The following is a 24,501-nucleotide window of genomic DNA, read 5'->3' on the forward strand; positions in this document are numbered from 1 at the left end:
GTCAAGGGCCCGAGGGTCCGGCTCCACCGCTGGTTCTTCACCGATCGCGGACCCCCCCGGATCGCCGCCTGGACTCTTGCCGCCTTCCTCGCCTTCTCGCTCGTCGTGGGCATCGTCTCTGCGATACTGCCCGTCTCGGCCCCGACCAACGTCCAGATCGTCGGGAAGGCCCCGGTCACCATCGTCTGGGACACGCCTTCGTTCTTCAGCCCGGTCGACCAGTGGCAGGTGTACCGCGACGGCACGCTCCTCAGCACGACCAGGTCAGCCCGGTGGCAGGACACCGGGAGGTTGACCGGCACCCACCGCTACACGATCAGGGCTCTCGACTCGTCCGGCGATCGGTCATCCGCGACCGTGGTCCTGGTCGATACCGCCACCCCGGTCGTCCCGTAGCGCAGCAGAGCCCGCCTCCCGCGGGAGGCGGGCTCGACGGCATACGGTGGAGCCGATGTGGCGACGACCCTCAGCGGGCCTCCTCGCCGCGGATGAACGCCTCCAGGCGCGCGCGCCCCTCGGTGTCCTCGCGCTGCTCCGGCGGCGACTTCATCAGGTAGGACGACGCCGAGAGCAGGGCCCCGGCGATACCGCGGTCCTTGGCGATCTTCGCCGCGCGGATCGCGTCGATGATGATGCCGGCCGAGTTGGGCGAGTCCCACACCTCGAGCTTGTACTCCAGGTTCAGCGGCACGTCACCGAAGGCGCGACCCTCGAGCCGGACGTAGGCCCACTTGCGGTCGTCGAGCCACGCGACATAGTCCGACGGGCCGATGTGGACGTTGCGGTCCTCCTTCTTGCCGGCCAGCGAGCCGTGCAGGTTGGACGTGACGGCCTGGGTCTTGGAGAGCTTCTTGGACTCCAGGCGCTCGCGCTCGAGCATGTTCTTGAAGTCCATGTTGCCGCCGACGTTGAGCTGGTACGTGCGGTCGAGCGCGACGCCACGGTCTTCGAAGAGCTTGGCCATGACGCGGTGGGTGATGGTGGCCCCGACCTGGCTCTTGATGTCGTCGCCGATCACCGGCACGCCAGCGGCCTCGAACTTCGCAGCCCACTCGGGGTCGCTCGCGATGAACACTGGCAGGGCGTTGACGAAGGCGACCTTCGCGTCGATGGCGCACTGGGCGTAGAACTTGTCGGCCGCCTCGGAGCCCACCGGGAGGTAGGAGACGAGCACGTCGACCTTACGGTCCTTAAGGATCTGCACGACGTCGACCGGCTCGGCGCCGGACTCCTCGATCGTGAGGCGGTAGTACTTGCCGAGGCCGTCGAGGGTGTGGCCACGCTGCACCTCGACGCCCGAGGTCGGCACGTCCGCGATCTTGATGGTGTTGTTCTCGGAGGCGTTGATGGCCTCGGCGAGGTCCTTGCCGACCTTCTTGTCGTCGACGTCGAACGCCGCGACGAACTCGACGTCGTGGACGTGGTATTCGCCGAACTCGACGTGCATCAGGCCCGGGACGGTGCTGCCGGCGTCGGCATCCTTGTAGTACTCGACGCCCTGCACGAGCGAGCTCGCGCAGTTGCCGACGCCGACGATGGCGACGCGTATGGATCCCATGGGTCACTCCTTGGTCTCTATGTGTGCGGTTTGTGGGTGGGTTGGGTCAGACGATGTCGGGTATGCCGCTGGGCGCGGTTGCGTGGTTCGGGCGGCCTCCCGCGGCGGTGGCGAGCCAGACGGGTGCGCGCCGCGCCGCTCGGCGGTGATGAGCTCCTCGAGCCACCGGACCTCGCGCTCGGCGCGGTCCTCGGTGTGTTGCTGCAGGGCGAGGGTGTAGCTGTCCATCCGCTCGCGACGGGCCAGGGCGGCCTCGCGCATGTGCTCGAGCCGTTCCTCGAGGCGGGACCGCCGGCCCTCGAGGATCCGGAGCCGGACCTGGGCCTCGGTGCGTGCGAAGAAGGCGAGCCGAACGTCGAAGTCGTCGTCGTCCCACGTCGCGGGGCCGGCCTCGCGGACGAGGCCCTGGAAGTGCTCCTTGCCCTGTGCGGTCAGCTGGTAGGTGATCCTGGCCCGGGTCCCGGCCAGTGGCTGCGGCTCGGGCGCAGTCGCGGAGATGTGCCCGGCCGCTACGAGGGCACGCAGGGCCGGGTAGAGCGAGCCGTAGGACAGCGCCCGGAAGATGCCGAGGGCGTTCGTGAGCTGTTTGCGCAGCTCGTAGCCGTGCAGCGGCCCGTCATGGAGCAGGCCGAGGATCGCGAACTCGAGCAAGCCGGCTCGCCGGCCGGGTCTGCTCGCACGAGTCCTGGGCACATTGGACACCATACACGAGATATATCGGACCGATATATCTCACCCGACATCAGGTCGGTGGGTGTTCGCACCGACGACCGTCGCTCGGTGCCGACGCTGGTCCCCGTGCCCAGCCTGTGCTCACCAACCGACCGATCCGGACCGATGGACGTCCGCCGGCCCAATGGTCGTCCGGCGGCTCAGCAGGCATCGAGCCGGTTCGCGAGTTTCGGCCCGCGGGGGGCTGGCGGTCATACTGATACGCGGCCCCGGTGTGTCCCTGCCGGGTCGACCCCCGAAACGGAAAGTGAGCACGTGGCACGAAGCAGGCACGACGGGCAGGCCGCCACCGAGAAGCAGCGCAAGGACAAGCCCGAGCGCACCGGTTGGCGCCGCTGGGCCATCCCGACCCTCAAGTGGGGCTCGCTTGCGATCCTGGCCTTGTTCGTCATCAGCGCCATCGGCGTGACCCTGGCTTATGCGCGCATGACGATCCCGAAGCCGAACGACCTGGCCAGCGCCCAGCTGTCGATCGTCTACTACTCCGACGGCACGACCGAGCTCGACAGGATCTCCGCCGCGGAGGGCAACCGCGAGTCCGTGCCGCTCTCGCAGGTGCCCAAGCACGTCCAGGACGCGCATCTCGCCGCCGAGGACCGCACCTTCTGGACCAACAGCGGCATCTCGATCCCCGGCATCCTGAGGGCCGTCAAGACGGGCATCACGGGGGAGGCGCAGGTCGGCGGGTCGACGATCACCCAGCAGTACGTCAAGAACTACTTCCTGACCCAGGACCGCACCCTGTCGCGCAAGGGCAGGGAGATCCTGCTTGCCGTCAAGATCGACAACCAGATGTCCAAGGAGCAGATCCTCGAGGACTACCTCAACACGATCTACTACGGGCGCGGGGCCTACGGCATCCAGAGCGCGGCCCGCACGTACTTCGGCAAGGATGTCTCCGAGCTGACCGTCGGCGAGGGTGCCGTCCTCGCCTCGATCATGAACGCGCCGGAGCGGTACGACCCCGCCAACGGTGACGAGGCCCTGGCCAACCTCGAGAGCCGCTACTCGTGGGTGCTGGACGGGATGGTGAGCCAGGGCTGGCTCACGGCCGCTGAGCGCGCCGAGTGGACCGAGCTGCCGGCGATCAAGCCCCGCAAGGCCAACACCTACGGGTCCGGCCCGACCGGCTACATCACCGCCGAGGTCCGCAAGGAGCTGAACGCGGTCGGACTGAGCGACAAGGACATCGACCAGGGCGGCCTGCGGATCACGACGACCATCGACAAGAAGGCCCAGGACGCCGCGGTCACGGCGATGAAGGACAACCTGCCCGACAAGGTCGAAGGCGGCCTCGTAGCGATCAAGCCCGGCGACGGGGCGGTCGTCGCGATGTACGGCGGCGCCGACTACGAGAAGTCACAGTGGAACTCGGCGACCCAGGCGATCCTGCAGGCCGGTTCGAACTTCAAGCCGTTCGCGTTGCTGGCCGCCGTCCGCGACGGGGTCTCGACGCGGACGCAGTTCAACGGCAACTCGCCTGAGAAGTTCGGCGACGTGACGATCAACAACTTCGGCCACGTCTCCTACGGGATGGTCGACATGCGGCGCATGGTCGGTCGCTCGATCAACACGGCCTTTGTGGCCCTCAACGAGCAGATCGGCCCGGCCAAGACCAAGCAGGCCGCCATCGACGCGGGAATCCCGGCCGACACCGCGGGGCTCGACGCGACCCTGACGAACGTCCTCGGCACCTCGTCCCCCCACGTCATCGACATGGCCTCGGCCTACTCGACGATCGCCTCGCAGGGCGTCCGGAGCACGCCATACCTCGTCAAGTCGGCGACCTCGACCACATCGGGGTTCACCTACCTGGCCAAGCCGGAGACGAAGCGAGCGTTCGACAAGGACGTCACGGCCGACGTCACCGACGCGATGACCTACACCGTCAAGCCGGGGGGGACGGCGACCAAGCTGCAGGGCCTGAACCGTCCCGTCGCGGGCAAGACGGGTACGTCCGAGGAGAACCGCTCGGTATGGTTCTCCGGGTTCGTGCCCCAGCTCGCCGTGTCGATCGGCATGTACAAGCCGGACGCGGCCGGCAACCCGACGACGATGACCGACGCCGAGGGCTACAACCTGACCGGGGGCACGATCCCGGCGGACATCTTCATGGAGTTCATGCAGCCGACGCTCGAGGGCGTCGAGGTCGTGCCCTTCCCGGACCGGACGGGAGTCGGCGACGACAAGGTCGCCAGCACGCCCCCGGTGAGGCCGACGACGCAGACCCCGACGCAGACCCCGACGCCGACCGGGACGCCCACCACCACAGCCCCGACCGCGCCGTCGACGAGGACCGTGGCACCGCCCAAGCCCACGTTCACCCGGCCGCCCACCCGGACCGGACGCCCGACGTTCACGGTGCCCACGCCCCCACGGCCCGAAGCGCGGGCCAGCAGGACCCGGGCAGGGTAGCGGCCGGTGGCGTCCGACCCGGTCGTGCGTGCGGCCTCCGAGGTCATCGGAGGCCCACCAGGACGGTATGCCGCCCACCGCGGCCAGCGCTGGCAGGTGACCGCCGCGATCCTGTCGGCCCTCGCAGCCGTCCCGCTCGGCTTCGGAATCCTCTTCCGGGTCCCCTGCCTGCGCACCCACTGGACCGGGACCGAGCAGTTCTGGACCGCCTGTTACGCCGACCTGCCCAACGCCTTCCGCGACGCCGGGCTGGGACGTGGGCTGGCGGCATACCTGCAGGGCGGCCCCGACGCACCGACCACCGGGCAGCCGCCGCTGACCGGGTTCCTGCTCATGCTCGTCGGCAGTCTCGTCCCGGACGGGCGTGAGGGGACCCGGATCGCGTGGTACTTCGCCCTGTGGGCGGTGATCACGACGGTCCTCGTCCTGGCGATGATCTGGATGGTGTCCGGCTCGCTGCGCCGGCCCTGGCTCGCGGCGCACATCGCCCTCTCGCCGGTCGTCGCGCTCGTCGCGTTCATCTCGGCCGACGCGGTCGGGGTCGCGCTGGCGACGGCCGGGATGTGGGCGTGGGGTCGGCGCCGGACGACGGCCGCCGGGGTGCTGCTCGGGCTCGCGATGGCGGCCCGGTCCTACCCGGTGCTCGTCCTGCTCGCGATCGGCCTGCTCGCGTTGCGCGCCGGGCGGCTGCGGGAGTACCGGTGGACCGCCGGGTACGCGCTGCTCGTGTTCCTCGCGGTGGTTGCGGTGACGTGGCTGCTCAACCCCGAAGCGGCCACCTCTGCCTACACCGACTGGGCCACCGCCGGGCCGGGCTACGGCTCTCCCTGGCTGCTGCCCCAGCTGGCCGGGTATCCGCTGCCGACCGGGACCGTCACCGTGCTCTCGGTCTCCGGCTGGGTGCTGGCCCTGCTCCTGGGCGCGGTGCTGGCGCTGTCGGCTCCACGCCGCCCGACGATCGGCGAGATCTCGCTCGTCATGGTCGGGATCGTGCTGGTCACCTGCAAGTCGTTCACCGTGCAGAGCTCGCTCTGGCTCGTCCCGCTCGTCGCGCTCGCCGCGGTGCCGTGGCGCGACCACCTCATCTGGGCGACGGGCGAAGCGGTCAACTTCCTCGCCGTGTGGCTCGTCATCGCGGCCACCACGGTGCCGGACCGGGGCCTGCCTGGGCCGTGGTACGCCGCGATCTCGATGCTGCGGGTCCTGGCCGTCCTGTGGCTGGTCGTGTCGGTGTGGCTGCAGGCGCACGACCGGCCCGCACGGGTCGCCGAACCCGACGCCGAACCCGGCGAGGAACGGGTCGCCGAACCCGGCGAGGAACTTGGCGAGGAACGGGTCGCCGAACCCAGCGCCGAACCCGGCGAGGAGGAGGAGGCCGTCGAGGTGGACGATCTCGCCGGGCCGATGCACGGTGCCCGCGACGCGGTCCTCGTCCGTTTCTCGTGACTCCTTCGGGCGCGCCGCCGACCCCCGCTGACCGCCAGGACGAGAAGATGGTGCGACGGGGACGTGCGGTCCAGACCCGAGCGCTGCCCCGTCCGCAGCGTCGTCGACCGAGAGGGAGCACCAAGGATGGCCGTGACCCAGCCCTTCGCCCGCAGCGCGGACAGGTTCATCGAGAGCAAGGGCCTGAGGCTGCGCGTGCGTGACTACGGCGCGGGCCGGCCGCTCCTGCTCGTCAACGGGCTCGGCGGGTACATCGAGGGTTGGCAGGCGTTGGCAGACGAGCTTCCGGGCCGGCGGCTCATCGCCGTCGACCACCCCGGGACCGGCCGCTCGCAGGTGCCGGACTGCCTCATGACGATCCCGGCGCTCAGCGGGCTCTATCTCGAGGTCATAGACCGGCTCGGGGTCGAGGCCTTCGACGTCATGGGGTACTCCTTCGGCGGGCTGATCGCCCAGCAGCTCGCCAAGGACCACCCGGACCGGGTCCGATCGATGGTGCTCGCCGCGACGGTGTGCGGCTGGGGCGGCTTCCCGGCCGACCCGCTGGCGGCACTGATCCTGGCCAACCCGCTCCTCTACCGGTCCACGGTCGTGCACGAGCTGTGCGCACCGCTGCTCTACCGGGGCAGGGTCGGGCGCAACCCCCGACTGCTCAGGAGCGAGCTGCGGGGGTGGAACGGCCCACGCGGGTCGATGCTGGGCCTGCTGTTCCAGCTCACCGCCGGCGCGACGTGGTCCAGCCTGCCGTGGCTGTGCAGACTCACGATGCCGACCCTCGTCCTGGGCGGCGAGGAGGACCCGTTGGCGCCGATGGCCAACGCTCGGCTGCTCGCGGCACGGATCCCCAACGCCGAGCTTCGGGTCGTCGACCGCGGCGGCCATCTCTTCCCGATCGACCGTGCCAAGGATGTCGGACCCCTGATCACCGAGTTCTTGGACCGGCATCTCGAGGCGGCCACGGCCTGACCCCACCCAAACGTGGTGCGTGTGGTTGACATACTGATCAGCGATTCGTATGGTTAATGACGTACCGCTCAATATCTCAATCACCAAGGAGTCATCATGGACACCGCTCAGGACCTCATCACCTCGGCTCAGGCTCAGGCGCTCGAGGCGATCCGTTCCGGCCAGGCCGCCGCTGTCGAGGCCGTGCAGGCGTGGGGCCAGGCCGTCGCCAAGTTCACGCCGCAGCTGCCGACCGCGGCACGGGTGCCCGCCGGTGCCGAGAAGGTCGTCGGCGACCCCGCTGCGATCGTCGACTCGGTCTACGACTTCGCCGCCCAGCTGATGGACCTCAACAAGCAGTTCGTCCACTCGCTGCTCGAGGCCGGCACCGCCGCGACCGAGGCCGCCGAGGAGGCACCGGCCGCCAAGCCCGCCGCCAAGAAGGCCTGAGGCGCGGGCGACGACCCGTCGCATCCATCTCACAGCCAGGAACCACCCGCACGACGCGGGTGGTTCCTGCCCATGTCTGGAAAGGCAGGATGACCCGATGACCGGTCCGATCTCCGCCGTGTGGGAGTCGCAGCGCGCCGCCATGGGTGCCTTCATCCGCTCTCAGCGTGAGCTGGCCAACATGTCCCTGCGCGAGCTGTCCCGTGCGACCCGCGTCTCGAACGCCTACCTCAGCCAGGTCGAGCGGGGCCTGCACGACCCGACCCTGCGCATCCTCGTCCAGATCGGTGAAGCGCTGGACCTGTCGGTCGAGGAGATGCTCCGCCAGCAGGTCATCTCCGAGCGGGCCGGCGGACCTGGGACGGACGCGCCTCCCGCCGACGCGAGCGAGAGCGGGCTGGTGAGCGTCGAGACGGCCATCGATCGTGATCCGGTGCTGAGCGAGGTCGAGAAGGAGGCCCTCCGCTCGGTCTACCGGAGCTATCTGCGTGCGGCCGCAGAGCGCGCCCGGACCCAGCGGGACGCTGCCCAGGACCCGCCCACCGCGAGCCCGGCCGCCGCCACGGCGGAGACCCCATCGCGTGACCGCGGCCGCCGGTGAGCGCGCTGCTGCTGGCCGGCCACGGCGGTATTTCGTCGGATGCCGCCCAGCCGGGTAGTCTTGCTCCGGTCCGCCGCGTCCCGCCGCCCCTGTGGATGAGCGCCGACGTCCTTTCGGTCCGGTCTGCAAGGGTGGGTCCGGGTCCACGGCGGAGCGCACTGCAGCCCTCCTGTCACGGGAACGACCCGCGACCGCCGAGACCAGAGGAGGTGGGTTAGAAGCATGCGTCAGTACGAACTCATGGTCATCCTTGACCCGGAGACCGAGGAGCGCACCGTCGGCACGACCGTCGACAAGTTCCTCGCCGTCGTCAAGAAGGACGGCGGCACCGTCGACAACGTCGACATCTGGGGCCGGCGCCGCCTGGCCTACGACATCAAGAAGAAGTCCGAGGGCATCTACGCCGTCGTCAACTTCACGGCTGAGCCGGCCACGGCCCAGGAGCTCGACCGTCAGTTGAACCTCAACGAGTCGGTCATGCGCACCAAGCTGTTGCGTCCCGGCGCCTGACCTCCCGTCAGCGAACTGTTCGACACATCGAAGCACTGAACGGAGCCCCGTATGGCAGGCGACACCGTCATCACCATCATCGGCAACCTCACCGCCGACCCCGAGCTGCGCTTCACGCCGTCGGGTGCCGCGGTGGCCAACTTCACCGTCGCGTCCACTCCGCGCATGTTCGACCGGAACAACAACGAGTGGAAGGACGGCGAGACCCTGTTCCTGCGCTGCTCGATCTGGCGTGACGCGGCAGAGAACGTCGCCGAGTCACTCCAGCGAGGGATGCGGGTGATAGCCAACGGCCGCCTGAAGTCTCGCTCGTACGAGACCAAGGAGGGCGAGAAGCGGACCGTCATCGAGCTGGAGGTCGACGAGATCGGCCCGTCGCTGCGCAGCGCCACCGCGAAGGTCAACAAGACGCAGCGCGGTGGTGGCGGCGGCTTCGGCGGCGGCCAGCAGCAGGGCGGCGGCTGGGGCGGCGCCCAACAGGGCGGCAACGACCCGTGGGCCGCCGGCGGCCAGCAGCAGAGTGGCGGCGGCTGGAGCGGCCAGCAGGACGCCGGCCAGCAAGGCGCCGGCCAGCAGGGCGGAGGCCAGCAAGGCGGAGGCCAGCAAGGCGGAGGCCAGCCGGGCGGCTGGGGCCAACCCGGCGGTCCGAGCTCCGGCCAGCCCGACGGAGGCCAGCAGGGCGGAGGCCAGCAGGGCGGAGGCCAGCAGGGCGGAGGCCAGCAGGGCGGCTGGGGCAGCAACGCCCCGAGCTACGACGAGCCGCCCTTCTGATCCCCAATCGACTGTGCAGAAACCCTGATCGAGAGTGCACTAGTCCCGATCGAGAGTGCACTATCCGCCGTTCACCCAGGTGAGCGGCATACAGAAGAAGACAACCCATCCCGGGGCCAGAAACCCTGGGCTCTCGACCGAAGGAGAGCACCACGATGGCCAAGCCCGCCATTCGCAAGCCCAAGAAGAAGGCCAACCCGCTCAAGGCGGCGAAGGTCGTTAACATCGACTACAAGGACACTGCGCTGCTGCGCAAGTTCATCTCCGACCGCGGCAAGATCCGCGCTCGTCGGGTGACCGGGGTGTCCGTCCAGGAGCAGCGGCTCATCGCCACGGCCGTCAAGAACGCCCGTGAGATGGCTCTGCTGCCCTACTCGAGCTCGGCCCGCTGAGCCACTCGAGAAGAACAGGAGAAGCAGCGATGAAGTTGATTCTGACCCAGGAGGTCACCGGTCTCGGTGGCGCCGGCGATGTCATCGAGGTCAAGGACGGCTATGGACGCAACTACCTGCTGCCGCGGGGTCTGGCGACGCCGTGGACCAGAGGTGGCCAGAAGCAGGTTGACGCCCTGACGAAGGGCCGCGAGGCCCGCACGATCCGCGACCTCGACACCGCCAAGGACATCAAGGGCCGCCTCGAGGCCCAGTCGGTCGTCCAGGTTGCGGCGAAGGCCGGAGCGTCCGGCCGCCTCTTCGGTGCGATCTCGAGCGGTGACATCGCCGCGGCGGTCACGGCTGCGGGCGGTCCCGAGCTGGACAAGCGCAAGATCGAGGTCACGCGCGCGATCAAGACGGTCGGCTCCTACGAGGCCACGGTTCGGCTCCACCCGGAGGTGGCGGCGACGGTCAAGTTCGAGGTTGTCCCAGCCTGACCGACGACGACGCGAGACTCGACCGAGCGCCAGCGAGGGAGGATCGCAGCGTCGAGGAGGTTGGGCAGAGGGTGCAGCCTGAGTGGGCGGTGGGCGCAACCTGAACCGACGACGAGGAAGCTGGAAGCGCACTCTCAGCATTCTTTAAGGTTCGGGCCCCATAGTCGTCCATGTGAGTTGCTCCTGAATGACTCGGTGACCAACCTCCCCCTGTCGGGTCATCGAGTCCAAGGGCACCCGCTCCTGCTGGTCGAGTTCGGCGACGTGGCCAGCAGGAGCGGGTTCTGCTTTGTGTAGCCTTTGCGTCGCTCAGCGGAGCCGCGGGTAGGGACTGAACAGTGGTCCAGCCGGTGGGCTCGCTTGTGAGCGGCGCCCCGTCACGAGAACTCGTCCTGCAGGCTGACATCGTCAAGGAGCCGGTCGACCTCGTGGGCCGACGGCATGGCGGTCGACGCCTCCATCCGCGAGGCGACGATCGCCCCGGCGATGCTCGCGAAGTTGAGCATCCGCCGCAGATCCCAGTTGTCCAACAGGCCGTGCACGAGCGCGCCACCGAAGGCATCCGCCGACCCGAGCCCGCTGACCACTTCGGCCGGGTAGGCCGGTACCTCGAGCTGCGCGTCGGGCGAGACCGCGAGTGCGCCGAGGCGGCCCCGCTTGACCACCACGAGGTCCAGCCCCTGCGCGAGCAGGGCCTCGGCGGCGGCCCCCGAGTCGGCCTCACCGGTGACCATCGTGCACTCGTCGGCGGTACCCACCACTGCGGTCACCTTCGGCAGGGCCCGCCGGAGCTGGCCTGCCGCCGCCTCGGGTGACGACCAGAACGGCTGGCGATAGTCGAGGTCGAGGATGGTCCACTCGGTCCGGCCGCGCGCCTCCCACGCCGCATGGTGCGCGGCCCGGCTCGGCTCCTGCGACAGGCCCGTGCCGGTCGCCCAGAAGACCCTGGCCTCGCGGATCGCATCGAGCGGCAACATGGCCGGATCGATCAGCAGGTCCGGCGCGGTCGGGTAGCGGTAGAAGACGAGGGGGAAGTGGTCCGGCCGGTAGATCTCACAGAAGGTCAGCGGGGTCGGGGTGGGGTCGTCGACAGTAGTGATGAACTCTGTGTCGACGTCGAGCCGTAGCAGCTCCGAACGGACGAACCGACCGAAGGCGTCGTCTCCCACCCGGCTGATCAGGGCGACCCGGCGCCCGTAGCGGGCCGTTGCGACGCAAACGTTCGCGGCGCTCCCGCCGAGGAAGCGTTCGAATGTCTTGACGACCTCGAGCGGGACGTCGTGCTGCTGCGGGTAGAGGTCGACGCCGACCCGCCCCAACGTGATCAAGTCATACGCCGTCATCTCGCACTCCTCGAATCGTCCGGACCTGCCACCTCAATCCCACCACGGTTTGACGGCGCCGAGTGAGCCCCGAGGCGCTTGGAATCCGTCACAGTGGCACGGAGCCCGTCCGCACGACGTGTATACCCGCGGACGTTGTGCGCGAACGTGTGGCTCAGGCGTCCGTGGGCTCGCTCGGGTGCGCCGTTCCTGTGGGCGCGTGAGCCGAATCGGCAAGTCGAGCTGATCCGTGTCACGCTCTTCGGAACGGTGACGCATCGGCTCGTCACGCGTCGCACTGGCGATGGCGATCGACCGGTCCCGCTCCCCCGCCCACGACAACAGCCGCTGAGACGGCCGAGGTCGGCGGGCAGACAGAGGCAGTCGGCGCGGCGAAGCTGGCCTTGTGGAGGCCAAACCCCCTTGGCGGCTGACACCCCGAACAGCTCGGGACGAGACGAGCTCGGCGTGCGATGGTGGATGAGTGAGCCAAGCGCAGCCTCCGGCCGTCGAGCGGCGGTACCCGCCCTGGGCCCTGCTCCACATACTCAACCCGGTCATCCGGCGCCTGCTGACCTCACGGCTTCATGGACCGATGAGCATGGGCCTGATGGTCCTCCACGTCACGGGCCGCAAGACCGGGCGTGTCTACGACATCGTGGTAGGCCGGCACGAGATCGACGGCCAGCTGGTGGCTCATGCCGGCGGGGCCTGGCGCGCCAACCTGCGAGGCGGCGCCGACCTGCGGGTCACCCTGGACGGGCGGGAGCGGGTGGCGTGCGCGGTGCTGGAGGAGGACCCGGACCGGCTCGCCGTGATCTTCCAGGCCCTCATCGACCGGTTCGGCCGCCAGCACGCGAGCCGGATCGGGCTCACAGTGAACGTCGACCGGGACCCCACCTTGGCCGAGCTGCGCGAAGCGGTCAGGGGTGACGCCTTCGCCATCATCACGCTTACTGACTGACGCCGGTCTGTCATCGCTGGGCGTTGACCGACGAGCCCTACTGCGGCCCTTGGGAGCAAGCACCTGACCGAAGCCACTCAGCCTGAGCTGAGTGGCCCGTGTGGGCTGCAGCGATATCGGATGTCTCATGGGCGACACATTCTTCGGCCCAGAGTGACGCGGCCCTCTTCGCCAGCCGGTCGGTCGGACACAACAAGTCCACCGCTGACCAGTTGGTCCCGCACGCGACGACGTCAGAGGATGGACTTGTTGTGTTCTTGCGACCGCAAGTCAGCCAGGCTGGGTTCACCGAGTCGCGTGCGCCACATCACCTCGGATGTTCCCCCACGTCGTCGGACAAGCGGGCTCAGGCGCAGTTCCGATGGGCGCGTGAGCCGAATCGGCGCTCCGGTCCTCCCTCGCTGGCGTTCGGTCGATCCTCACCCCGTCGTCGTCAGGACGTGCTCGGTCGATCCTCACGCCTTGGCTCAGGCGCCGAGCCGCATCCAGCCGTCCTGCCGCGCTCGCCAGCCGAGCACGACGGCCCGGATCACCATGAGCGCCGTGAACGCGAGCCACAGGACGACGATGTCGTGCACGGCCGACCCGGTGGAGCCGGCGGCGCGCACCCACAGCACGACGGGCAGGTACCCGAGCAGCGCCACGACGTACCCCCAGGCGAGCCAGGTCCCGTCCCCGGCCCCGATGAGGACGCCGTCGAGCACGAAGACGTAGCCCGACACGGCCTGGCCCAGCCCCACGACCACGAGTGCCGCGCCGAGTGCCGCCCGCACGTCCGGCTCGGGCGTGAACAGCGCCGGTATGACGCTGTGCCCGGCTGCGACGAGCAGGCCGAGCCCCAGCCCGCCCCAGACACCCCAGCGGATCATCGTGCCCATCGCGTCGCGGACGGCGTCGCGGTCACCGGCCCCGAGCGCACGCCCGGTGATGGCCTGGGCGGCGATCGCGAGGGCATCGAGCGCGAAGGCCAGGAACGACCAGATCGTCATCGCGACCTGGTGGGCCGCCAGGGTCACGTCCCCCATCGACGCGGCGACCCAGGTGGTCAGCAGCAGCGTGGTACGCAGCGCGAGCGTCCGCACGAGCAACGGTGCGCCCGTCCGGGCCGCGGCCAGGACCCGCCCGGGGTGCGGCCGGAGCCGGGCGGTGAGCACCCGCGCCTTGCGCACGAGGACGAGCATGAGCGCGGCCGCCATCCCCGTCTGGGCGATGACGGTCCCCCAGGCAGACCCGGCGATGCCCCAACCGAGACCGTAGACGAGCCCGACGTTGAGGGCGACGTTCGCGCCGAAGCCGAAGACGGACACGACAAGCGGCGTCGTCGTGTCCTGCAGCCCGCGCAGCACACCGGTGACAGCGAGCACGACGAGCATCCCGGGCAGCCCGGGAGCCGACACCCGCAGGTAGGTCGTCGCCTGGGCCAGCACCTCGGGCCCGGCACCGAAGAGCGCGCAGATCGGCTCGGCCCACACCGCGACCGCGACCGCGGTCACCGCGCCGAGGCCGACCGCGAGCCAGAACCCGTCGACGCCCGCCGACACGGCCGAGCGCCGGTCCCCGGCGCCCAGGTGGCGCGCGACGACGCTGGTCGTGCCGTATGCGAGGAACACGAAGACGCCGGATGCGGTCAGCAGCGCGGCGCTCGCGACGCCGAGCCCGGCCAGCTCGGCCGTGCCGAGGTGGCCGACGATGGCGGAGTCGGCGAGCAGGAAGAGCGGCTCGGCGATCAGGGCGAGGAACGCCGGCACCGCGAGCCGGAGGATCTCGCGCCGGTGATCGGTGGTCACGCAGGCAGACCCACGTGTTTGAGTGCCTCCCGCCGGGACAGCTGGGACAGGTCGGATTGGCGCCCGACGAACCGCAGCACCCACCCCGGTGCGACCCGTGCGTGGTCGCGCAGCGCCCAACCGATCGCCTTGCGGATGAAGAACTCCCGGTCTGCGACGTTCGGTCTGATGACATCGGAGAGCAGGTCCTCGTCGAGCCGGTCACCGGCCCCGACCTGGCAGAGGATCGCCGCCCGCCGCATCCACATCGACTCGTGCTGGGCCCACCCGCGGATCCGGTCGGCCTCCACGTCCGGGGCTGCAAGCAGCGTGTCGCGGACCAGGTGCGTCGCGATGTCGTCGACCACGTCCCACCAGGCACCCTCGCGGATGAGCCGCTCCCACAACGCCATGGCCTCAGGACCGAGCCAGCCACGGTAGGGGCGGTGCCGGGCGAGGGCGAGAGCGGCATACCACTGCTCGCGGTGGGTGGCCCGCGACCAGAGCGCCTCGATCGTTGCCAGCCACTCCGCGTGCGAGCCCATCACGACCTCGCGGAGGATGGGCGTGAGGGCGCGCCTGAGCTCCGGGCTCGTCAGTCCGTGGTACGGCATCGCCGACTTCATGTAGCGCTGCTGCCCCACCGCTCGCACGGGGTCGGCACGCTCCACGAGCGCGGCCCGTGCGGCTGCGACGAAGGTCTCGTTCGGGCCGGTCACGGTGCACAACGTACTGCCCGTCCGCGGCGTGCGTGCGCCCAGGGTGGCGGTCACGCGAGGCAGCCGGTATGCCGCCGAGCCGAGCCACACCGACGCTCCCCGCCGGACGTCAGGGCTTCCAGCCTGCTCGTCCCGCGTCCCGCTAGCCTGCCGACATGTCCGGTGACGAGCAAGAGGTGCCGCGGACCGTACTGGCGCGGTGGCTGCTACCCGGCGGCGCCGAGCCGGACCCGCGCTTCACGCTGGCGAACGAGCGGACCTTCCTGGCCTGGATCCGCACCGGTATGGCCCTGATCGCCGGCGGGATCGCGATCGAGGGCTTCCTCGCCGACACGCTGGTCACCCCGCTCCGGACCGTCTTCGTCATCGGGCTGCTCGTGCTCGGGCTGCTCGTCAGCATCGGTGCCGGCCTGCGCTGGCTACGAGTCGAGCGTGCGATGCGTGACAAGACGGCGCTGCCGTTCCCCGTGCTCGTCCCGCTGCTGGCCATCGGAGGGGCGCTCGCGGCGGCCCTCGTCCTGGTCATCGTCTTCACCCTGTGGCGATGAGCGGGCCGACCTGGCACGACCGGGACGATCCGGGCCTGCAACCGGAACGGACCGAGCTGGCCTGGCAGCGCACGATGATCAGCTTCCTCGCCGCCTCGCTGCTCATGATGCGTTTCGTCGACCGCTTCGGGGAGGTGGTCCTCGCCATGGTCGGGGTCGCCTGCGTCAGCGCGGCCTACATCCTGCTCGGGACCCGGCGGCGGACCAGGCACATCGCGCCGCACTTCCCGGACGCCCCGGTTCCCATCGCGTTGTCCGAGGTCCTCGTCGTGACCGCGGCGACGCTGCTGCTCGGCACCCTCGGTCTCTGGGTCGTCGTCGACCTCCTGCTGACGACCTGACCCCTTCCGACGATTGACCCGACCGACCCGACCCCCCACCCGATCGAGAGTGCAGCAGTCCTGTTCGAGAGTGCAGCAATTCTGTTCGAGAGTGCAGCAATCCTGTTCGAGAGTGCAGTCGCGTCGATCGAGCGAGCCCGCTGTCAGGCGGTGCCGAAGCGTACCCTGCCGCGCTCGCGCGCTCGGGCCGCCTCGACCTCTCGGTTCTTCGGCGGAGCGCTGGTCGACAGGTGATCGAGCAGGTGCTGCGTCACGTGAGCGACGGCGTCGACCGCCTCGTCGAAGGCCGCCTGGTTGGCCTGGCTCGGCTTCGTGCTTCCGCTCACCTTTCGGACGTACTGGAGCGCGGCGGCACGCACCTCGTCGGTCGTCGCGGGGGGCTCGAAGTTGTGGAGCTGGCGGATGTTGCGGCACATGACTCCACGGTAATCGCCCGCCGGCCGCTCTCGGCTGCCAAGGTCCCTACACCCTCGGGCCAGTGAGCGCAAAATTTGTCCGACATGCTCCCTGTGGACAACGCACAGCCCCAAAGAACTTTCGGTCCACAGGGGGTGCACATCGTTCTTGCAGGTCGCTGAGCACAAACCTGTGTGACTTGGCCCACAAATCACAGTTGTGCACACACCTTGTCCACACCTGTTGACGGCGTGTCGAGCAACGCATCCACATCTTGTCCACAGGCTGAATTGCCATCCGAGGCACCCGGTCCTAGCGTGAGGGCGCCCCCGCAGGACCACTGTCACAGGTCGGTGCTGGAGTAGGGGTGTCAGGGGCCCGTTCTCACATCCGCGAGGGGGATCTGTGTCGCTCGACGAGCTGAGCACGAGCGCGTTCGCGGCCCCCGCACGCGACGACGGCCCGCGCGACGACCGGCTCCCCCCGCAGGACGTCGGCGCGGAGCAGTCCGTCCTCGGCGGCATGCTCCTGTCCAAGGACGCGATCGCCGACTGTGTCGAGGTGCTCAAGGGCACCGACTTCTACCGGCCGGCTCACGAGGTCGTCTACGACGCGGTCCTCGACCTGTACGGGCGCGGCGAGCCGGCCGACGCGATCACCGTCGCCGACGAGCTGACCAAGCGCGGTGACCTGACGCGAGTCGGCGGGCAGGCCTACCTGCACCAGCTCATCGCGTCGGTGCCGACCGCGGCCAACGCCGGCTACTACGCACAGATCGTTGCCGAGCGCGCGGTGCTGCGCCGTCTCGTCGAGGCCGGCACCCGGATCGTCCAGCTCGGCTACGCCCAGGGCGGCGGTGACGTCGAGGACATCGTCAACGCGGCGCAGGCCGAGGTCTACTCGGTCTCCGACACGCGCGGCGGCGAGGACTACCACTCCATCGGCGAGCTCATCGAGGCGACCGTCGACGAGATCGAGGTCGCGACCGGGCGCTCCGGCGAGATGACCGGTGTGCCAACGGGTTTCACCGACCTCGACTCGTTGACCAACGGCCTGCACCCCGGCCAGATGATCGTCCTGGCCGCGCGTCCGGCGATGGGCAAGGCCCTCGCGCTCGACACGCCGCTGCCCAGCCCCGGGGGTTGGACGACGATGGGCTCGGTCGCCGTCGGCGACCTTGTCCTGGGCAGCGAGGGCCACCCGACGCGGGTGCTCGCCGCGACCGAGGTGATGCACGGGCGGCCGTGCTGCCGGGTCGAGCTCTCCGACGGGTCGGTCATCGTGGCCGACGAGCAGCACCAGTGGGCCGTCTCGCTCGATGGTGGCCCCACGCGCGTGGTGACGAGCGCCGAGGCCGGGTATGCCGCCGAGCGGGGGCGCGTCGTCACGATCGAGCGGGTGCCCGGCCAGGGCGGCATACGAATGGGTGTGGCGCAGTGGAAGATCGAGCGCATCGTGCCGTGCGAGACGGTGCCGGTGCGGTGCATCGAAGTGGCCGCCGAGGACCACCTCTACCTCGCAGGCGAGTCGATGGTCCCGACGCACAACTCGACGCTCGGTCTCGATGTCGCGCGCACCGCGGCGATCAAGCACAAGCTGGCCTCGGTCGTCTTCTCGCTCGAGATGAGCCGCACCGAGATCACCATGCGGATGCTGTCGGCGGAGGCCGGCATCCAGCTGCAGCACATGCGCAAGGGGACGATGCGCGAGGAGGACTGGACCCGCCTCGCCTCGACGATGGCCCGGGTGTCGGATGCGCCGCTGTTCATCGACGACTCGCCGAACATGTCGCTCATGGAGATCCGGGCGAAGTGCCGCCGGCTCAAGCAGCGCAGCAACCTCAAGCTCGTCATCATCGACTACCTGCAGCTCATGTCGTCCGGCAAACGGGTCGAGTCGCGCCAGCAGGAGGTCTCGGAGTTCTCGCGCGCGCTCAAGCTGCTGGCCAAGGAGCTCGAGGTCCCGGTCATCGCGATCTCCCAGCTGAACCGCGGCCCGGAGCAGCGCACCGACAAGAAGCCGCAGATGAGCGACCTGCGTGAGTCGGGCTGCCTGACCGCCGACACCCGCATCCTGCGGGCAGACACGGGCGCGGAGATGTCGATACGCGAGCTGCTCGACGAGTTCCGCCGGCACCCGGACACCGAGGTGCCGGTGTGGGGTCTGGATGACTCGCTCCGGCACGTGATACGCCCGATGACCACGGTGTTCGCGACCGGGGTGCGCCCGGTGTTCCGGCTGACCCTGGCGTCCGGCAAGCAGGTGCGCGCGACCGAGAACCACCCGTTCCTGACCGTGGCCGGGTGGGTGTCCTTGGGCGAGCTGTGCACCGGGGACAAGGTCGCCGTGCCGCGGCACGTCCCGGCGCCCGAGCAGTTCGCGGAGGTGCTGGACGACCGCGACCTGCGCACGGGCGCGCTGATCCTGTCCTCGCGGACCAAGGACCGGCCCGGCTGGCGGGTCGAGGGCCTCGGCTGCTCGATCGGGTTCGACGTGGCGCCGATGGCGCAGCGGTGCCTCATGCCCGACATCGCGTCCTTCCCGAAGCGGCAGATCGGGCTGCTCATCGACGCGCTCTGGGCTCTCGACGGCGAGGTGAGCGTCGACGAGGGTGCGCGCGAGGGGCGGATCGTCCTGCGGCACGCCTCGCGGCGGCTGCTCGAGGACGTCGCGCGACTGCTGCTGCGCTTCGGGATCTCGACGGTGGTGCGGGGTGCAGGCGGCACGTGGTCGCTGGACGTGGTCGGGGTCGACGACCAGCGCCGCTTCCTGCAGGAGATCGCCATCCACTCCGAGCGGTCGGCTGCGGCGGAGTCGCTCCTGCGGATCGTGCGTGCACGGTCCGGCCTGGAGGCCTCGTCCGTGGCGGCCGTGACTGACGATCGCGCCCGGGTCACGGTGCGGCCCGAGGACCTGGCGGACGAGATGGTCGCGGACGAGGCCGGCCTCGACCTCGAGCGGATCGAGGAGCTCTTCGACAGCCTCGAGCTCGACCTCGAGGCCGCGAACGACGTCCTCTGGGACGAGGTCGTGACGATCGAGCCGGACGGCGTCGAGCAGGTCTACGACGCAACGGTCCTCGGCACCCACAACTTCATCGCGAACGGGATCGCCGTGCACAACTCCATCGAGCAGGACGCGGACATGGTCATCCTGCTGCACCGCGAGGCGGCCTACGAGAAGGACTCGCCCCGGGAGGGCGAGGCCGACCTGATCGTGGCCAAGCACCGCAACGGCCCGACCGACACGATCACGGTGGCCTTCCAGGGTCACTACAGCCGGTTCACCAACATGGCCAGCAACTTCTGATGCCGCCGCTTGTCGAGATGCAGCGAAGACTTCACAAACCGCGAAGTCGAGCGTGTGCGGGGTCCCGTTGATGACCACCGCGTAGGTCTTCTCGTGCGCCTGGACGCTGGTGTTGTCGGACATGTTGTTTGGCTCCTGCGAGTCGATGTGGGAGAACCGGCGGTTGCCCGGCTCGGCTAGGAGTAGCATAATGATGTTCACCCTAGGGATGAAGGCGAGGTGGCGACGCGGCGTGTCGGAGTCTGTCGGGCCGGGGTGGCAGCATGGGCCGCCTAGGATCCGACAGGTGCGGGTCTTCATCTCTGGGGTGATGGAATGAGGTCACGTTGCGCGTCGAGTACCACGACGAAGTGCTGCGCCGGCTCGCCGAGGAGCTGGAGTACGCACCGAAGGGGTGGGACCCGGCGGTCGTCAAGTCGTATCGGAAGAAGGTCCAGCTCATCGCCGCAGCGGTTGACGAGCGCGACCTGTACGAGATGCGAGGTCTGCGGATGGAGAAGCTGAAGGGCGACCGTCTGGGCCAGACGTCGATGCGACTCAACGATCAGTTCCGGCTGATCTTGACCTTCAAGACCGACGGGGACCGCGTGGCGGTCCTCCTTGAAGTCGTCGACTACCACTGAGATCGATAGAGAGATCGAGATGAACGCTGTACTAGCCGAGGTGTTCCCCGCAGGGGAGTTCCTCGCCGACGAGCTCGAGGCTCGCGGCTGGACTCAGGCCGAGTTCGCCGCCATCCTCGACCGCCCGGCGCAGTTCGTCTCCGAGATCATCTCCGGTAAGAAGGAGATCACTCGCGAGTCCGCTGCGCAGATCGGCGCTGCCCTCGGGACCAGCGCCGAGATGTGGCTCAGCCTCCAGGACCAGTACCTACTGTGGCTGCACAAGCAAGATTCCAAGTCGCAGAGCGACCTGGACGATGTCCGTCGTCGCGCCCGACTGAACGCCAAAGGCCCAATCGCGTTGCTCAGGAAGGCAGGGGTCCTCGTCGGTAAGTCGCTGGACGAACTCGAGGACGAGGCCCTTCGGTTCTTCGAGTTGAAGTCGCTCGATGATGAGCCGCGCCTTGCGGCCGTCGCCAAACGCTCCAACCACGGCGAGTCCCTGTCCTCGCTCCAGACCTCGTGGCTATACATGGTCCGTCACGCTGCACGCCACAGGGCGGTCACGGGCAAGTACTCGAGGACAGCTCTCGAAGCCGTCGGCGCGGCCTTACCGCCCATCCTCAAGAGCCCTGGGGACTTTGCCGGCTTGCCGGAGATGCTTGGCCGCGTCGGTGTCCGACTGGTCTACGTCCCCGCACTCCCGGGCGCGACGATCGATGGCTGCGCGATGATTGTCGACGAGACCCACGTCATTGGCCTGTCTGGTCGAGGGAAGCGACTCGACAAGGTGCTTTTTGCTCTTGTGCACGAGATCGCTCACCTGACTCATGGTCACGTCAAGAACGATGCGCCGATCGTCGAGACGATAGACGTTGACGACGACCCCGATGACCACTCACGTGAGGCGACCCAGGAGCGTGAGGCCAACAAGACAGCCGCCCGGTGGGTCCTGCCGGATGGGCTGCCGCAGCTTCCTAATCGACTGAGCGGGCCCTGGATCACTCAGGCCGCGGCAGATGTGGACCTCGCGCCGATCGTTCTCGTGGGCCACTTGCAGCATCTCAGGAAGTTGGACTGGCGCACCACGTTGGCGAAGGGCGCCCCGAACGTCGATGCGGTGCTTGCCCGGTGGTGACTACTGGACCGCGGGCGAGTTGCGGACTCTGGTGGAGAGCCGCTCTGGGAGCGGTGGGAACCACGTCTACGGCCGACACACCACCCGAGGCGTGACCAAGGAATCCCGAGGGCATGGCTGGAACAGATGACGACTCCGACGATCGTCCCTGACGCTCCGTGCCGTTGCCAGTAGACTGCGCAACGCGCAGCCGTCGCGCCCGTTGCGCAAGATTTCGCGCCGAGGCTGTGCAATCTTCGCTGCATCTCGACAACAGGCCGTCCCCGTCGTCGTCGTTGTCGGCTCTTCATACTCCGACGGATTCCCCGCGTCGCGGCCGCCGTCCTGGGTGGTTCAGATACCCCTGGCAGACCCTCGAGGTCGAACCAAGCGAAGGTCACAGAGAGTCCTGCGCCGTCCTCGTTGGCCAGGTCCAGGATCTTCGTCGACGCGACGGCGATAAGGTCCTTCACGGACATCGCATCGGGCGCCGCCGGCAGGCCTGCCCGGCCCAGCTCCTGAGATGCAGCGAACTTTTCGGAACAAGCATTTTATGTCGCATAGCAGGATCTAACCGAACTGGTGACAATTGTTCTGGTGGAGTTTCCGCTCCAGGTCGCCCTGGTGTGCGTCCCCGGATCCGTCGCTGGCCGTCGCCGTGACGCCGCCTCACTACGGGCGTCTTCCGGCGCGGCCGCAGTCATGTCCTGGCGGGCGGGTAGGCGGCCGGGAGGAGCTTCAGGAGCTTCGGGAAGAGCGGGGTGTACCGACCCTTGCCCCAGTCGAGGTGCGGCTCGTTGGCCATCGCCTGGGTGAGGACCCCCTTGATCAGGATGGCCACCATGTAGCCGGCCTCCTCGAAAGCGTCGGGTCCGAGCTGGCCGGCGGTGACGGCTTCGACGATTGCCTGCTGCTGGATACCGGCGATCTCCTTGCTCGGCGCGAACGCGGCGGGCGAAGGTTCGAAGTTCGGGACCGGCCGCCAGAACAACAACTGGGCAAGCGCCTGATTCTTCAGCACCCATCGGCCGCTGGCCTCGAGGCCGGTCGTCAACGAGTCGAGCCCGGGCTCGCCGCGGGCCATGCCCTCACGGAGCGCGTCGAGGTTCTGTTGCGCCGCTCGCTCGAACAAGGCGTCGTATACCGCGCCGATGGACGGGAAGTACTTGTACAGCGACGGTGTCTGCACCCCGAGGCGCCGGGCGACCTCGGCCAGAGTGAGACCGTTGACACCGTGCTCGGTCATCACCTCGGTCGCGAGATCGAGGATCTCCTCGGTGGTCTCCTGTCGGCGTCGAGCCCGCCGATCAAGCCGAAGCCGACCGGTTTCATCGCCCGCGTTGCTCTCTGCCATATCGCCCCACCGTAACATAGGCTAGTATTGACAGCTTTAGCTAATGGGCATAGCCTGCGAGTGACCGACAGGGCCACTGGGGCCTACCGGAGAGGGAGCATCGCCATGACCATCACCGTCGAGACCGAGAACGCAGAACGAGTCGCGAAGATCTTCGAGGCGTTCGGGCGCGGGGACGTCGTGTACATCCTCGACCAGCTGGCCGATGACGCCCGCTTCGTGAGCCACCTCGACACGAGAGTGCCGTGGGCGGGCGATTACTCGGGCAAGGACGAGGTGGCACGCTACTTCCAGGCCCTTGGCGGTTCAGTCGAGATCGGGGATCATCCGCTCAACACCCTCGTCTCCCAAGGTGACACCGTGGTCGCTTCGGGCGATGTCACCTTTGTGGTCCGAGAGAGCGGCAAGGCGGGCACGAGCAAATGGGTCTACATCTTTACGCTGGCTAACGGCCAGGTGCAGAGCTTCGACCAGTTCAACGACACCGGCCTCGTCGAAGCGTTCTCCTAGGGGAACACCCTGTGACCCGATTTGCCCATCCTGAACGAGTGGTCGGAAGGGGCATCGGTCATGCAATTTTCGACGGTTCGGGTGTGCACTCTTCGCCGCATCTCGACACCATCCCCCGACGCCGTCTTCACGAGGCCCGTTATGGCTACCGGCGGCTGTCGCTCAACCGAACGAGACCACGCGACCAGGCGAGCTGAGGTTCCCCCCGAATCGTGGAGGCGGCGATCGGGAGTCTCGAGGTCGGCGTGGCGGCTCGTGCCCGCGCCCCATAGGACCTTCCGGAGTGCGCCGACCCACAGCGCACGACCCACAGCGAATCGCCCGAGTAGCGTCAGCCGAACCGCGGACGCCGCTCAGAAAGGCACCCTCATGGAGACTTCCGGACAGCAACGGACGATGACGTCATCGACCAGAACCTCGGCAAGGAGGCAACCGGTACGAGTCCTCATGTCGGACCTGACGGGGAACGCCTATGCACTCACGAGCTACGTCGAGAGGGCGGACGGGTCGATCACTGCGAGGACCAAGCATGATGTGACCGATGACGTCGTGCGTGACCTCATGGCCGCGGCGTGGGCTCGCGGATGGAACGAATGCAACGGCGCACCAGAGGGCTCGGCACCTGACAATCCCTACCGCCCGAGACAGGATGCCCCGCCGACGACTAGAGCAAAGCACAGCGATCCCGGAGCGACCCGGCGACGGTACGGTCCCGGCGATCTTGCACGACCACACCAGATCGAGCCGATCGTGCAAGATCCCCGCACGCGGTAGAGCAATCTTGGCTGCATCTCGACAGCCGCGATGGCTATGAATCACACATGTCTTGTTATGGAGCGACCTCGTTCGCAATACGTTCGGTTATGGTGCTGAGTTGTGTGAGCAACTTGCAACGGATCGTTACGTATGTGCCATCCAAGGGGCTGCGGCTGGTGTTCCAGCTGCCATATGAGCAGGCCGTCGAGGCGCTCGAGAGATGGGTCTCCTGGGCCAAGCGGTGCCGCATCGACGCGTTCGTGACGCTGCAGAGAAAGATCGTCAAGCACCGCGAGGCGATCCTGGCCGCGATCGAGCACGGCCTGTCCAACGAGTGTGCTTCACACTGCACCTCCTGGTGAGGTTGCGGGCTCGTTGCTGTTCTGCTCGGTGACTTCATGGTGGCAGGTGGCACCGACACTTCGGGCGCCGGCGTCGTATCGCCTGCTGCGGCGGTCGGGGGGACGGCTCTGGCCGGGGTGGTAGAGGTGGGCGCGG

The 24,501-nt window shown here is 68.7% G+C and carries 24 protein-coding genes and 1 pseudogene; 18 read left to right on the forward strand and 7 right to left on the reverse strand.

The features are described from left to right. The coding region (locus tag L0H79_RS08770; RefSeq protein WP_301484221.1) for a hypothetical protein at nt 1-396 on the forward strand (396 nt) is incomplete at its 5' end. Nucleotides 397-466: 70 nt separating this feature from the next. On the opposite strand, the gene L0H79_RS08775 is transcribed toward L0H79_RS08770, so the two are convergent. Together L0H79_RS08775 and L0H79_RS08780 are read right to left on the reverse strand one after the other, a co-directional pair. Continuing rightward, nucleotides 467-1,558, reverse strand: a complete 1,092-nt coding sequence (locus tag L0H79_RS08775; protein ID WP_301484222.1) for an inositol-3-phosphate synthase — start codon at nt 1,556-1,558, stop codon at nt 467-469. 3 nt (nt 1,559-1,561) lie between these two features. Next, the gene (locus tag L0H79_RS08780) at nt 1,562-2,251 is read right to left on the reverse strand and encodes a PadR family transcriptional regulator (protein WP_301484223.1); all 690 of its coding nucleotides are present in this window, start codon (nt 2,249-2,251) and stop codon (nt 1,562-1,564) included. A 294-nt stretch (nt 2,252-2,545) separates the two neighbouring features. Here L0H79_RS08780 and L0H79_RS08785 point away from each other — a divergent pair, with 294 nt between their 5' ends. The 9 genes from L0H79_RS08785 (at nt 2,546) to rplI (ending at nt 10,299) form a co-directional block, all read left to right on the forward strand. Continuing rightward, the gene (locus tag L0H79_RS08785; RefSeq protein ID WP_301484224.1) at nt 2,546-4,705 is read left to right on the forward strand and encodes a transglycosylase domain-containing protein; all 2,160 of its coding nucleotides are present in this window, start codon (nt 2,546-2,548) and stop codon (nt 4,703-4,705) included. A gap of 6 nt (nt 4,706-4,711) precedes the next feature. Continuing rightward, complete coding sequence (locus L0H79_RS08790; protein WP_301484225.1) at nt 4,712-6,151, forward strand: glycosyltransferase 87 family protein; 1,440 nt, start codon at nt 4,712-4,714, stop codon at nt 6,149-6,151. Nucleotides 6,152-6,283: 132 nt separating this feature from the next. Beyond that, nucleotides 6,284-7,117 carry an alpha/beta fold hydrolase gene (locus L0H79_RS08795; protein ID WP_301484226.1) on the forward strand — a complete coding sequence of 278 codons (834 nt, stop codon included), beginning with the start codon at nt 6,284-6,286 and terminating at the stop codon, nt 7,115-7,117. A 96-nt stretch (nt 7,118-7,213) separates the two neighbouring features. Next, nucleotides 7,214-7,546, forward strand: a complete 333-nt coding sequence (locus tag L0H79_RS08800) for a hypothetical protein (RefSeq protein WP_301484227.1) — start codon at nt 7,214-7,216, stop codon at nt 7,544-7,546. A 97-nt stretch (nt 7,547-7,643) separates the two neighbouring features. Continuing rightward, the gene (locus L0H79_RS08805; protein ID WP_301484228.1) at nt 7,644-8,147 is read left to right on the forward strand and encodes a helix-turn-helix domain-containing protein; all 504 of its coding nucleotides are present in this window, start codon (nt 7,644-7,646) and stop codon (nt 8,145-8,147) included. 222 nt (nt 8,148-8,369) lie between these two features. Next, on the forward strand, nt 8,370-8,657 hold the full coding sequence (gene rpsF, locus L0H79_RS08810; protein ID WP_301484229.1) for a 30S ribosomal protein S6: 288 nt from the start codon (nt 8,370-8,372) through the stop codon (nt 8,655-8,657). Nucleotides 8,658-8,708: 51 nt separating this feature from the next. After that, nucleotides 8,709-9,428, forward strand: a complete 720-nt coding sequence (locus L0H79_RS08815) for a single-stranded DNA-binding protein (protein WP_301484230.1) — start codon at nt 8,709-8,711, stop codon at nt 9,426-9,428. 155 nt (nt 9,429-9,583) lie between these two features. Next, a complete protein-coding gene (gene rpsR / locus L0H79_RS08820) occupies nt 9,584-9,820 on the forward strand; it encodes a 30S ribosomal protein S18 (RefSeq protein ID WP_301484231.1) in 237 nt (78 codons plus the stop codon). A gap of 29 nt (nt 9,821-9,849) precedes the next feature. Further along, the gene (rplI, locus tag L0H79_RS08825; RefSeq protein WP_301484232.1) at nt 9,850-10,299 is read left to right on the forward strand and encodes a 50S ribosomal protein L9; all 450 of its coding nucleotides are present in this window, start codon (nt 9,850-9,852) and stop codon (nt 10,297-10,299) included. A gap of 377 nt (nt 10,300-10,676) precedes the next feature. Here rplI and iolC read toward each other — a convergent pair whose 3' ends face one another. Beyond that, complete coding sequence (iolC, locus tag L0H79_RS08830; RefSeq protein ID WP_301484233.1) at nt 10,677-11,642, reverse strand: 5-dehydro-2-deoxygluconokinase; 966 nt, start codon at nt 11,640-11,642, stop codon at nt 10,677-10,679. A 463-nt stretch (nt 11,643-12,105) separates the two neighbouring features. Here iolC and L0H79_RS08835 point away from each other — a divergent pair, with 463 nt between their 5' ends. Continuing rightward, nucleotides 12,106-12,585, forward strand: a complete 480-nt coding sequence (locus tag L0H79_RS08835; protein WP_301484234.1) for a hypothetical protein — start codon at nt 12,106-12,108, stop codon at nt 12,583-12,585. Nucleotides 12,586-13,052: 467 nt separating this feature from the next. Here L0H79_RS08835 and L0H79_RS08840 read toward each other — a convergent pair whose 3' ends face one another. Both L0H79_RS08840 and L0H79_RS08845 read right to left on the reverse strand, forming a co-directional pair. Beyond that, nucleotides 13,053-14,372, reverse strand: coding sequence for an MATE family efflux transporter (locus tag L0H79_RS08840; RefSeq protein ID WP_301484235.1), 1,320 nt, complete (start codon nt 14,370-14,372; stop codon nt 13,053-13,055). Beyond that, complete coding sequence (locus tag L0H79_RS08845) at nt 14,369-15,070, reverse strand: DNA alkylation repair protein (RefSeq protein ID WP_301484236.1); 702 nt, start codon at nt 15,068-15,070, stop codon at nt 14,369-14,371. The genes L0H79_RS08840 and L0H79_RS08845 overlap by 4 nt, the downstream gene beginning before the upstream one ends. 155 nt (nt 15,071-15,225) lie before the next feature. Here L0H79_RS08845 and L0H79_RS08850 point away from each other — a divergent pair, with 155 nt between their 5' ends. After that, a complete protein-coding gene (locus tag L0H79_RS08850) occupies nt 15,226-15,618 on the forward strand; it encodes a YidH family protein (protein WP_301484237.1) in 393 nt (130 codons plus the stop codon). Beyond that, nucleotides 15,615-15,959: a DUF202 domain-containing protein gene (locus L0H79_RS08855; RefSeq protein ID WP_301484238.1), complete on the forward strand. Its 345-nt coding sequence runs from the start codon at nt 15,615-15,617 to the stop codon at nt 15,957-15,959. Before L0H79_RS08850 ends, L0H79_RS08855 begins: the two co-directional genes overlap by 4 nt. A 143-nt stretch (nt 15,960-16,102) precedes the next feature. Here the strand turns inward: L0H79_RS08855 and L0H79_RS08860 are convergent, their stop codons facing one another. After that, nucleotides 16,103-16,375, reverse strand: a complete 273-nt coding sequence (locus L0H79_RS08860) for a DUF2277 domain-containing protein (protein ID WP_301484239.1) — start codon at nt 16,373-16,375, stop codon at nt 16,103-16,105. A 400-nt stretch (nt 16,376-16,775) separates the two neighbouring features. Between L0H79_RS08860 and dnaB the strand changes: the two genes are divergently transcribed. The 3 genes from dnaB (at nt 16,776) to L0H79_RS08875 (ending at nt 21,404) form a co-directional block, all read left to right on the forward strand. Further along, a complete protein-coding gene (dnaB, locus tag L0H79_RS08865; protein WP_301484244.1) occupies nt 16,776-19,664 on the forward strand; it encodes a replicative DNA helicase in 2,889 nt (962 codons plus the stop codon). Between the two features lie 326 nt (nt 19,665-19,990). After that, a complete protein-coding gene (locus L0H79_RS08870; RefSeq protein ID WP_301484240.1) occupies nt 19,991-20,287 on the forward strand; it encodes a type II toxin-antitoxin system RelE/ParE family toxin in 297 nt (98 codons plus the stop codon). Then, nucleotides 20,265-21,404, forward strand: a complete 1,140-nt coding sequence (locus tag L0H79_RS08875) for a HigA family addiction module antitoxin (RefSeq protein WP_301484241.1) — start codon at nt 20,265-20,267, stop codon at nt 21,402-21,404. The genes L0H79_RS08870 and L0H79_RS08875 overlap by 23 nt, the downstream gene beginning before the upstream one ends. A gap of 679 nt (nt 21,405-22,083) precedes the next feature. Here L0H79_RS08875 and L0H79_RS08880 read toward each other — a convergent pair. After that, complete coding sequence (locus L0H79_RS08880; RefSeq protein WP_301484242.1) at nt 22,084-22,737, reverse strand: TetR/AcrR family transcriptional regulator; 654 nt, start codon at nt 22,735-22,737, stop codon at nt 22,084-22,086. Between the two features lie 105 nt (nt 22,738-22,842). Between L0H79_RS08880 and L0H79_RS08885 the strand changes: the two genes are divergently transcribed. Together L0H79_RS08885 and L0H79_RS08890 are read left to right on the forward strand one after the other, a co-directional pair. Further along, the gene (locus tag L0H79_RS08885) at nt 22,843-23,247 is read left to right on the forward strand and encodes a nuclear transport factor 2 family protein (RefSeq protein ID WP_301484243.1); all 405 of its coding nucleotides are present in this window, start codon (nt 22,843-22,845) and stop codon (nt 23,245-23,247) included. 905 nt (nt 23,248-24,152) lie between these two features. Continuing rightward, nucleotides 24,153-24,335: pseudogene (locus L0H79_RS08890) on the forward strand (transposase); the annotation flags it as partial. Between the last annotated feature and the right edge of the window lie 166 nt (nt 24,336-24,501).

Source organism: Intrasporangium sp., from assembly GCF_030452765.1.
Lineage (GTDB): Bacteria > Actinomycetota > Actinomycetes > Actinomycetales > Dermatophilaceae > Intrasporangium_A.